Annotated in this window: 11 protein-coding genes; 6 read left to right on the top strand and 5 right to left on the bottom strand. The window is 67.9% G+C overall.

Annotation, left to right across the window (positions count from 1 at the left end; genetic code table 11):
* Positions 1–431 (bottom strand): AMP-binding protein (locus tag AC1VAN_RS03480; protein WP_480985276.1); only part of this gene is annotated, 431 nt, incomplete at its 3' end.
* A gap of 310 nt (positions 432–741) precedes the next feature.
* Between AC1VAN_RS03480 and AC1VAN_RS03475 the strand changes: the two genes are divergently transcribed.
* Complete coding sequence (locus tag AC1VAN_RS03475) at positions 742–903, top strand: hypothetical protein (RefSeq protein ID WP_164745118.1); 162 nt, start codon at positions 742–744, stop codon at positions 901–903.
* 54 nt (positions 904–957) lie between these two features.
* Here AC1VAN_RS03475 and AC1VAN_RS03470 read toward each other — a convergent pair whose 3' ends face one another.
* Positions 958–1,584, bottom strand: coding sequence for a YiiX/YebB-like N1pC/P60 family cysteine hydrolase (locus AC1VAN_RS03470; RefSeq protein ID WP_480985275.1), 627 nt, complete (start codon positions 1,582–1,584; stop codon positions 958–960).
* Positions 1,585–1,665: 81 nt separating this feature from the next.
* On the opposite strand from AC1VAN_RS03470, the gene AC1VAN_RS03465 reads away from it, so the two are divergent.
* The 3 genes from AC1VAN_RS03465 (at position 1,666) to AC1VAN_RS03455 (ending at position 5,516) form a co-directional block, all read left to right on the top strand.
* A complete protein-coding gene (locus AC1VAN_RS03465; protein ID WP_480985274.1) occupies positions 1,666–2,190 on the top strand; it encodes a hypothetical protein in 525 nt (174 codons plus the stop codon).
* Positions 2,191–2,262: 72 nt separating this feature from the next.
* A complete protein-coding gene (locus tag AC1VAN_RS03460) occupies positions 2,263–4,107 on the top strand; it encodes a M3 family metallopeptidase (RefSeq protein ID WP_312962741.1) in 1,845 nt (614 codons plus the stop codon).
* Positions 4,104–5,516: a TPM domain-containing protein gene (locus tag AC1VAN_RS03455; RefSeq protein ID WP_478013580.1), complete on the top strand. Its 1,413-nt coding sequence runs from the start codon at positions 4,104–4,106 to the stop codon at positions 5,514–5,516. Before AC1VAN_RS03460 ends, AC1VAN_RS03455 begins: the two co-directional genes overlap by 4 nt.
* 1 nt (position 5,517) lies before the next feature.
* On the opposite strand, the gene AC1VAN_RS03450 is transcribed toward AC1VAN_RS03455, so the two are convergent.
* From AC1VAN_RS03450 to AC1VAN_RS03440, 3 genes are all read right to left on the bottom strand, one after another.
* The gene (locus AC1VAN_RS03450) at positions 5,518–6,189 is read right to left on the bottom strand and encodes a VOC family protein (protein ID WP_312962745.1); all 672 of its coding nucleotides are present in this window, start codon (positions 6,187–6,189) and stop codon (positions 5,518–5,520) included.
* A 118-nt stretch (positions 6,190–6,307) separates the two neighbouring features.
* Entirely contained in the window at positions 6,308–7,369 is a 1,062-nt protein-coding gene (locus AC1VAN_RS03445; protein WP_480985277.1) for an alpha/beta hydrolase family protein, read from the bottom strand.
* A gap of 34 nt (positions 7,370–7,403) precedes the next feature.
* Positions 7,404–8,231 (bottom strand): AraC family transcriptional regulator, encoded by an 828-nt coding sequence (locus tag AC1VAN_RS03440; protein ID WP_032976895.1) that lies wholly within the window; start codon positions 8,229–8,231, stop codon positions 7,404–7,406.
* On the opposite strand from AC1VAN_RS03440, the gene AC1VAN_RS03435 reads away from it, so the two are divergent.
* A complete protein-coding gene (locus tag AC1VAN_RS03435) occupies positions 8,200–8,799 on the top strand; it encodes a hypothetical protein (RefSeq protein ID WP_312962749.1) in 600 nt (199 codons plus the stop codon). The two genes, AC1VAN_RS03440 and AC1VAN_RS03435, sit on opposite strands and share 32 nt — an antisense overlap.
* Before the next feature lie 144 nt (positions 8,800–8,943).
* Positions 8,944–9,945: TonB-dependent receptor plug domain-containing protein (locus AC1VAN_RS03430; RefSeq protein WP_480985273.1), on the top strand; the 1,002-nt coding region annotated here is incomplete at its 3' end.

The following is a 9,945-nucleotide window of genomic DNA, read 5'->3' as shown; positions in this document are numbered from 1 at the left end:
CTGTCGGTCACCACCAATGCGGTGCGCCCGGTTTTCAACCGTGTTTCGATGGCCTTGGGGCCGAACGCAGTGAACAGCGGCTGGTAGATCGCACCCACCCGCCAGGTGCCGAGGATGGTCGCCAGCAGGTCCGGTGTACGCGGCAGCAGGCCGGCCACCACATCGCCCTTGCCGATGCCCTGCGCGGCCAGCACCTGGGCAACACGCGCAGAGGCATCGCGCAGGTCCTCGAAGGTGTACCGATGCAGGGCACCGTGGGCGTCCACCCAGCGCAGCGCCAGCGCATTGCGGCCGCAGTGGCGGTCGCAGCACTCCACGCAGGCGTTGATGCCGGTCTGCAGGTCACCGTGCAACTGTCGCTGTCCGCGCTCGATGCTGAAATCGGCCAGTGCCTGTTCGTAGGCGGGGCGTGCTGCAGTGTCGCGGGCCATGCGCATCTCCGGGGTGACGTCATTCCGACGATAGGCGGCGGCCCTGCATGCTGCAAATGGGACCATGGGCGTAGGCCGCCGCTGCGCGCGCCGCGGCGGACAAGAACGCTGAATGCGTTCGTTTCCGGCTGCAGCATGACGACATGCCAAACCCGCATGAATCCTTCAGTCGCTTGTGCCGCAAGGGCTGGCGCCGGTTCATTCACGCACGTACACATGGGTGTAGCCCGCTCACAACGCATGGTTAACCAATCGCTGCCGACGATGGCCCCGTCCACCGCATTCCGCGCGTGGCATTTGGAGATCGGACATGGCACAGCAGAACCAGAACCCGAACCAGAAGCAGCAGGGCCAGCAGAACCAGCAGGATCAGCAGCAGGGGCGCGGCCGCGACCAGCAGCAGCAACAGCAGCAGGAGCAGCAGAAGCGCAACCAGAACCAGCAGCAGGGCGGGCAGGACGAGGAAGAGTGATCCTGGCAGCCGCCATCCATCACCGACGAAGCCCCGCCCCGCGCGGGGCTTCGCTTATTCCAGCACGCCGATCCGCTGCAGCACCGGTGCTGCAGCCATGTCGTTGGGGTTGGTACCGGGCAGGCCCTGCGGCACCTCCATGCCCATGCCGCGATACAGATCAACCCAGTGCCGGGAGATCTCACCGGTCTGCGGGTTGCGGAAGTTCATCGGCTGCAGTGCGAACACATGGTGCGCACGGAACGCGCGCTCGATGAAATCCGAGCAGTAGTAACTGTCGTCGTTCAACACGTAGGCAGTGTTGTACGGTTTGCCCAGCATCGTGCGCGCGGTGGCCACGGCATCGGCGATGGCATTGTCCGGCGGCGCACGCAGGCGATAGACCACGATCTGCCGCTGCTTGCCTTTCGCGTCCTCGCGGAACTGTTCCAGCGTCTGCCGGCGCGAGCCCTTCTCATCGGCGTGCAGCACCTCCCAGCCCTGCGGTGCGGAAGCCACCAGCGCGACATGGTCGAAACTCGGCGCGCCCTGTTTTCCGGTCGCATCGTCGATGGYCGCACTCAGGCCGCCATGGCCGGCGGTGACGAACAGCAGGTCGCCGTCGCGGACGTCGACGCCCATCGCCATGGCTGGCCACAGGGCAGGCAGCAGCAGGCCGATCAGGAGCAGGAGGCGGCGCATGGGCATCTCGGACAGGCGGAAAACCGCGATTGTAGGCGGCAGGGTAGGATGACGCGACCAAACCGGAATCAGGACGATCCCATGAAACCCCGCCGTTCCCTTGTGCTGCTGGCACCCGCCCTTGGCCTTGTGCTGTCCGCCTGCACGCCTGCGCCGCAGCCCGCGCCGGCTGAAGCCCCGGCTCCTGCAGCGGCACCTGCCAGCACAGCGACGGCGGTGGAGCCGGCGCCCGCACCCGCGCCCGCAGTGGCGACCGCAGCGTGTCCCCATCCCGCGTTCGACACCTTCCTGAAGCACTTCGGCAACGAGATCACCCTGCAGGAAAAGGCCACGGCCGATCCGCTGCTGGACAGCTACGTCGACGCCGGCGCCGAGCCTGAGCCGCGCACAGTGCAAYGCCCGCTGGCATTGGCCGATGTCGAATGGCCGGTGATGCCTGATCCGGCAGGGTTGGCCGGGCAGGGCCGGCAGATGCAGGTGACGGCCGTGGCTGACGGGCAGATGCAGGTGCAGATCCGCACACCGGACAGCAGCGACCAGCAGACCTATACCTTCGCGCAGAGGCCGTGCTGGACGCTGGTCAAGCGCGAAGACGAGTCGATCTGAGGCCCGATCGGGACAGGCGCGCACCGTCGGCGGCTGCTAGGCTCCAAGCTCGTTCAAGGCACGGAGACGCCGATGCAGGCCCGCAGGATGCGCACCACCACCGTTACCCTGGTCATCGCCACGCTGTGGGCGATGACCACGTCCCTCGGCGCCCACGCGCAATCGCTGCACGCTGACGATCGCGCCTACTTTCCCAGCGCCGCCGCCGAACAGACGGCACGCATTGCCCTGGGCGAGCGCGTTGAGGCGTTGCAGGGCGCCACGGCGAGCGAGCCGTCCACGCGCTTCCGCCAGGCCGAAGCGCTGCAGGCGCAGTGCCTGCGCCACCATGCGTATCTGCATCTGCAGGCTGCCCGCAACGCACGCGATCGTCGCCCGGCGCAGGCGCTGGACCAGGTGATGGGGCTGTGCAGCCGTATCGCCCGCGCTGGCAGGGCCGCCCTGCGTGAGGCACCGGCGGATGCACCCTGGTTGGCGTCCTACCGGTTCCTGCGCGACCGTGCGCTGCAGGAAGGTGCGGCGCCGGCCAATGCGCAGCTGGATGATGCCGTGGATACGCTGGCCGACCCGGCGCTGGATACCTTCGCGCGCCTGCATCGGCAGATCTTCCACAGCGCCGCATTTCCGCGCGTCGAGGGGGCTGGCCGCAGCTGGGATACCGGCGCTGACAAGCAGGCGCTGGCCCAGCACTCCGACCGTACGCTGCGTGAGGCCGGCTGGAAGGGATACTGGCAGGGCCTGCAGTCGCGCCGCGAGCCGATGGCTTCGGTGCTGCTGGGCCTGGCGCAGGTGAATGACGCCGCCGCGCGCCTGCAGGGAGACGGCTCGGCCACCGCACGTGGCTACCGCCGCATGGGCATGGATACGGCGACCGTCGACGCGACGCTGGCAGCGATCGAGCGCCACGCGGCAGACCGTCGTGCCTACCAGGACATGCTGCTGCAGCATGCTGGGCGCAGCGGCATCACGTCGCCGCAGGTCTGGGATACCACCGTGCCGGATGCCGGCTATACACCACCGGTGCTGACGCTTGAGCAGCTGCGCGATACCGCCGCCGATGCCATGCAGCACCTGGGGCCTGAGTATGTCGCCGAGCTGCGCGCGCTGCTGGACCCTGCGCACAAGCGCATGGACCTGGCCACCGTGCTGGGCAGCCGCAGCCACGACGCGTTCCAGGTAGTTGCTCCGGACATGCCGTCGCTGTTGTTCGTGGGGCTGCGCAGCGGGGATCTGGAGAGCGACGTGGAGATCGCCCATGAAGCCGGGCATGCCGTGCACGGGCAATGGATGCAACGCGGCCATGCCTCGCCGTTGCAGCGCAATGGCAGTGCGTGGCTGACCGAAGCCTTTGCCATCTACAACGAACTGCGTTTCCGTGACCAGCTGTACCAGCAGGCACAGGATCCTCGCGCCAAGGCGTACTACCTGAAATCGCTGCTGGATGACATGGTGATGCAGCTGTTCACCTCCTCCGAGGAAGCGCAGCTGGAGCAGTCGATCTACCAGGGCGTGGCTGGCAACACCCTGGGCACCGCCGACGATCTGGATGCGCTCACCGGCCAGGTGCTGGCGCGCTATGGCCAGCAGCCGCAACGCTACCCGCAGCTGCGCAGTAACTGGATCAGCAAGCGCCTGATGTACGAGGACCCGCAGTACCTGGTCAACTATCTCTACGCCGGCCTGCTGGCGGTGCAGCTGTATGTGCAGGACCAGCAGGACCCGGAGGGTTTCCGCCAGCGCTATCTGACCGTGCTGGGCGAGGGCTTTGATCGCGCACCGCAGGAACAGGTGGCGCAGTTGCTGGGACATGCACCGGACTGGCCGGCACTGGTCGACGCGGACCTGCAGGTGTTCGCGCAGAACGCTGCCCGGCTGCAGGCGCTGTATGCGCGGATCGAGGCAGGGCAGGGCACATGAGCCCGGTGCCGCAGGCGCGCGTTGCCAAGCCGTGGGCGTGGCTTGTGCTGCTGCTCTGCCTGCTGCCGCTGCTGGCGCTGGCGGCAGCCCCGGTCCCAGCGTTGAATGACCCGGTGGTGGACACCGCCAATGCGCTGTCCGCCAGCACCCGCGCCGCGCTGCGCGAGCAGGCATTGCAGCTGCAGGCACGCAAGGGCGCGCAGCTGCAGGTGCTGGTGGTGCCCAGCGTTGGCGAGGAAGGCATCGAAGCCTATGCGCAGCGGGTCTTCGACCAATGGCAGCTGGGCCGCGCCGGCGTCGATGATGGCGTGCTGCTGCTGGTGGCGGTGCAGGATCGGCGCGTACGCATCCAGACCGGTTATGGCCTGGAAGGCACCATTCCTGATGCGTATGCCGCGCGCATCATCGACAAGGCGATCGTGCCGCGGCTGCGCGAGGGAGACCTGGACCAGGGCGTGCTGGACGGCACCGCGGTGCTGGTGGCGCTGGTCGATGGTGAGGAAATGCCGCCCTGGGAAGATCCGTCGGCACGCAACGTGTTGCCCGCGGACTGGCGCACGGGGGATTCGGTCGTCGCGCTGACGTTGTTGGCGGGCTTCCTGGCCGGTCTGTGGCGATCGCCACCGCGTCTGCTGGCGACCAGGACCGAAGCCGATTTCACCGGTAACCGCCGCGAGCGGCGGCGCAAGGCACTGGCAGCCAATGCGGCGGTGCCCAGGTCAACGTGGCCGACATTGCCTGCCTGGGGCAGGCCGCTGCTGGTGACGGCGGTGATCGCCGCGGGAGGGCTTTCTGCGTCGCTGCTGCTGCCGCGCCATGTGCTGCCGGCGTTGGTCTTCGTGCTGCTGCCCGCCGTACCGGTGGCAACCCTGCTGGGCTGGTGCTGGCGTCGCAGCGGCGGCGTACGCATCGTGCTGTACGGCATGCTGGCCGTCAGCACCGGCTTCTTCGCGGTGATGCTGGTACGCGGCCAGTTGCCGCCCAGCCTTGCGCTGCACACGCTGCTGAACCTGGCGGTCGGCATCGCCGCCATGCTGGTGTTCTTCCTGGTGCAGGCCGGTCGCGCGCGTTGGCGGAAGAAGCGCAACAGCTTCGCCATCCGCTTGGTGGTGCTGGTGCTGCTGACCGGTGGCTATGCGCTGGGCGCGCTGCTGGCCATCGACCGTGCCGGCGACGAGAACGCCCGCGTGCTGGCGACGATCGTGTCCAGCATGGGCACGCTGTTCCTGTACTTCATCTGGGTGTTCACTCTGCTGCCCGGCGAAAAAGCCCGCGGCGGCCGGGGGGCGCCCAGAGGCTACCGCTCCTCGTCCAGCACCTCGTCGTCCAGTTCGTCCTCGAGCAGTTCCAGCGACTGGTCCGGTGGTGGCGGCCGCAGCGGAGGCGGTGGCGCCTCGGGCAGCTGGTAACTCAGGCCGCCTGCACCCGCCAGCCCAGCGCGGCATCGTGCAGCTCGCCGCTGCCGCTCACATCGGCCACCTGCAGCTGCAGGCCCTGCGCGTTGGGCAGGTCCTTCTGCTCGGGGAACCAACGGCGATCGGCAGCGACCACGATCAGCAGGCCCTCGTCATCGCCCATCGGCGCGAACTGGGGCGACGGCGGGCTGATCGGCCGCAGGCCGAAGCGTTGGTTGGATTGTTCGCGCACCGCATCGACATCATGGCTGGGCAGGCCGACCTCGCTCAGGCAGGTCAGTTCGCTGCCATGGAAGGCGCCAGTGCGGTCGCTGGCCGGCAAGCGCCTGCGGCCGATCAGTTCCAGGATCAGGCCATCGGGTCCGGTGAAATACACCGACTGCGACTGCCAGCTGCTTTCCAGTGCGAAGTAGTCCAGCCCTTCCGGATTGCATTGCAACGGCGTGCGTGCGCGCAGCCAGCTCATGGCCTCGGCGAAGCGGTTGTCCGGCACATTGAAGGCAAGGTGCACGCCGCCTACCGGACGGCCATTCGCCGGTTGCAGCTGGATCGTGCTCCAGCCAATGCGGACCTGGTCGCCGGCCACCTCCAGCTGCAGCACGTCGCGGAAGTACGTGGCGACGCTGGCAACATCGGATACCGGCAGAGAAAGATGCAACAGGCGCATGATCGATCCTCCGTGGAGCGCTGGGTGCAGTGTAGTCCCGCGCACCTTTGCGCCGCGTCATCACCTGTGCAACGAATCGTTGTTGCCAGCCGTGGCATCGAGCCGTGCTCGACTGTCTTCAGCGCAAGGCCTCCCCGAAGAAGCGCACCGCGTCTTCCACCGCCACCGCATGCGTCTGCTCCTTCGGTACCGCAGTCATGCACAGCGCCTGCAGCCGCTCATTTGCCAGCGGCGTGCAGGCAGACAGGAAATCGTAGTGGCCGACACCGGGCAGCGCGTGCAGCGTTGCTTTCGGAATCAGCGCCGCCGCCACATCACCGTTGGTCACCGGCGGCGCCACTTCATCCGCTGAACCCAGCACGATCATCACCGGCTGCCGCAACGCCTTCAGCTGCTCCGGTGCAAACGCCTGCACGATGGCGGGCGCCAGCACGAACACCGCGCGCACGCCGGCAATCGAACGATCATCCTGTGCATGCTGCACGTACGGTTGCAGTTGTGGTGACGCCGCCGCCGCAAGACGCGCCGCCATCGTATGCGCGGCCGCTTCCTGCTGCGRCCTGCACACGCCGTCGTCCGGGTGCGCCTGGCAGAACGCCAGCAGCCGCGTCATGTCCGGCCGTGCGCCGGCGCTGAGCAGTGCGGTGAAGCCGCCAGCGGAATAACCCACCACGCCCAGCCGCGACGCATCAACATGTGGCCCCAGCTGCGGGTCGGCCTGCACGGCCGCCAGCGCCGCCTTCAGGTCGTCGGCGCGCAGCCAGGTCAGCACGCTGCCGGCCAGCGTCATCTCATCGGCGCCGTTGTTGCCGGGGTGGTCCACGGCGATCACCAGGTAGCCAGACCGCGCCAGCGCGGTGCCCAGCCACCCCATCATGCTCGCGGTGCCGCCATTGCCATGCGACAGCAACAGGGTTGGCAGGCGCCCGCCGGCAATGGGGGCATCCTTCGCCGCGCGCCCCACCTCGAACAGCGGCGCATCCGGTGGCCCGATGGTCAGCGGCGTCTCTTCGCTGCCTGGCATTGCCGGGTACCACGCGGTGAAGCGCAGCACCTCGCGCTGCGCACTATCGCGGATCGCCGCGCTTTTCAGCGTTGTCACGCCATGACGTTCACCGGCAATGGTGGGAGCGGCCGCCATCGCCACCGGCGCCAGAGCAGCCAACAGCAGGGGCAGCATCCATCGTGTCGCGCGCATCATTGGTTTCTCCGGGTCAGTCAGGGCGGTGATCGACCGGCAGCCAGATCTCCACGCCGCCATGGCCGGTATGCTCGTCGAAGCGGGTGTCGTAGCGTTCAAGATCCGGCGCGTTGGCCAGGTGGAGGTCGCTTGCCGGCAGGTACTGGTCCAGCAGCCAGAACCAGGTCGAGCGGATGGTGGAGATATGGCCGCCATGCCAGGCCACCAGGTAACGGCGCGCAGGCACATCCACCCGCTGCCAGTGTGCAGGCACCGATGGCAGTGCATTCACCGGCAAGGCTGCGATGTAGTCGAAGCCACCCTCGTCGTCGCTGCTGCAGCACACACCGAAACTGACCGGCGCCGGTGTTGGCCATTCGCGGTTGAGCTGCGCCCACTGCCCGGGAATCGCACCGCCGCTGTCGCGACTGTGGCGCATGCCGATGCCGGCCACCTGGAAGGGCGTGCAGTCGATCAGCCTGGGCGCCTCGGTGCAGGCCTGTGGCGCGTCGTCGAGGCGGATCGCGTGCACCAGTGCCAGTTCCTGCAGGCCCCGCTCGCGCACGCGCTCCGGGGTCTGCCCGAACTGCTCGCAGAAGGCACGGGTGAACGCGGCATGCGTGCTGTAACCGGCTGCCAACGCCACCTGCAGGATGTCGCCGGCACCGTTGGCCAGCTGTTGCGCGGCGGCGGTCAGGCGGCGTCCGCGCAGGTAGCGCACCACCGACGTGCCGGTGCGGGCCTGGAACAGGCGTGACAGGTGGAAGGGCGACARTCCGGCGGCTGCCGCGATGTCGGCCAGCGCCAGCGGCTTGTCGGCATGGCTTTCGATGTACCACAACGCTTTGCCGGCTGCGCTCATCGCGCTGTCCCTCGTTCGAATGCCGGGCAGCGTACCGGATCGACGGGGTGGGGCGCTTAGCAGTTCTTGCGCCGGCAGGGCTTTGCGTTTGCCGTTGCACCGGCAACAATGCGGTCTTCATGGACACGATCGAGGCCAGGGACATGCCGGAAGTCACCGCTATCAGCCAGACCGCGCAGATCGCCGCATGGTGATGATCATTGCGATTGCCCTGCTGCCGGCGCTGCTGCCACTGGCGCTGCTGGTGCTCATGTGGCGGCGGGCACCGCGCTGGCGCGGGGACCCCTGGCTGTACCGGGTGATGTTCTCATTGCTGGCAGCACTGCTGGCGCCCACGTTGTTGATGGCAGGCCATGGCGGCCTGCCGTGCCCGACCATCGGTGGCCTTGTACTGGTGCTCATGGACCTTGAGTGGATCGGCCAACTGCAGGTGAACCTGATTGCCTTCGGAACCGAGGACACTGCCATCCTCTCCGCGCCTTTCCTGTTCGTTTTCGCGATCGCGCTGGTCATCCCGCTGCGCACGGCGCGGCCCGCCGTCTTCGGCTTCGACGACGACACCGCATAGCGCAGAGCCCGGCATGGGCGGCGGCTGCACCTCCAGCGGTCGCAACTGTCGTCTCCACGTCATCGCTGCTTCACATCCCGCCCCGAGACTGCGCGCCTTGTCCAGGTCCCACCTGGCCCTGTCGTGCCTTCCCGGAGTCCTGCCGTGCATCGTTCGAAGCTGTCGCGTTCCATCCTCCTCGCCCTTGGTCTGGTCAGCGCAGGAGGCGCGATCGCTGCAGATGCCGGAACGGCAGACACCAGCAGCAGTGGCAACGCCGCTGCGCCCACCCAGCTCGATGCGATGCTGGTCACCGGTACCCGTGCCTCCAACCGCACCCAGTTTGAAACCCTGGCGCCGGTGGACGTGTTCACCAAGCAGGACATCCAGTCGGTCGACTCCACCGACCTGAAGGACGTGTTGGCGCAGCTGGTGCCTTCGTTCGTGGTGCAGCGCCTGCCGATGGCCGATGGCCAGGTGTTCGTGCGCCCGGCCACGCTGCGTGGCCTGTCGCCGGACCAGACGCTGGTGCTGGTCAACGGCCGCCGCTTCCATCGCAGTGCCTTGCTTGGCAACCGCGGCGCACAGGCTGCCGACCTGGCGCAGATTCCGACCAGCGCCATCAAGCGCATCGAAGTGTTGCGCGATGGGGCGTCGGCGCAGTACGGCTCGGATGCCATCGCCGGTGTCATCAACATCATCCTGGAGGACAGCCCGGGCACCGAGATCACTGCGGGCTATTCGCAGTACGCGCAGGGCGATGGCGGCTCGCGCGACTTCAGTGCGCGCACCGGCTGGGCGCTGGGTGACTACGGCAGCCTCGCCCTGTTCGCCGAATCGTCCAACTCCGACGCGACCTCACGCACGCGCCAGCGTCCCGACGCCATCGCCTTCCAGGCCGCGCATCCCGAACTGGACGTGCCCAACCCGGTGCAGCGCTGGGGCCAGCCGGAGCTGGAAAGCCGCCGCGTGGGCTTCAACCTGAAGGCCAATGCCAGCGACACCCTGGAGTTGTATGCCTTCGGCCTGTACAGCCACAGCGACGGCGTCAGCGATTTCAACTGGCGCAACCCCGATACCACCACCGGCGCGTACCGTACGACCAGCATCTTCCCGGGCTGGAACCTGCGCTCGCTGTATCCGGTGGGCTTCAGCCCGCAGTACGGC

The organism is Stenotrophomonas sp. 05L44_2 (genome assembly GCF_056665995.1).
Note: the sequence above shows the minus strand (reverse complement) of the source record. Positions and strands in the feature narration are given on the sequence as shown.